The sequence below is a fragment of the Levilactobacillus parabrevis ATCC 53295 genome (genome assembly GCF_001434055.1).
GTDB lineage: Bacteria > Bacillota > Bacilli > Lactobacillales > Lactobacillaceae > Levilactobacillus > Levilactobacillus parabrevis.
Window position 1 is genome coordinate 1 of sequence record NZ_AZCZ01000115.1, and the last position, 324, is coordinate 324.

At 39.2% G+C, this 324-nt stretch carries 1 pseudogene; it reads left to right on the plus strand.

What is annotated here, in order from left to right:
* Positions 1 to 223: 223 nt before the first annotated feature.
* Positions 224 to 324: pseudogene (locus tag FD07_RS12270) on the plus strand (replication protein); the annotation flags it as partial.

Sequence of the window (324 nt, forward strand, 5' to 3'; positions counted from 1 at the left end):
CACTTCTTTTTTGGACAAGTTCACAATCAAAAAATAACGGAATGTGGAAGTACCGCGGTGAATGTGGGTTACTTGGGATAAGCCACCTTATGTGAAGTAGAAATTGGTATACTAAAAAAGGCTCCCGGTTTAACACTGGAGGCTTTTTTTCTAGGTTACATATTTTGAGGATGAATGTTTTTATCTTCGTAGCTTTTACTTGGGTGCTGTAACATGATGAATACTGCTTAGTTTTTGGTGCCGTACCCCGCAACAGATGCGTCGCTTCGTTGGTATTATCTTAAATGCTAAGTACCGAGTTGAGAAGGATCATAAAGATATTGG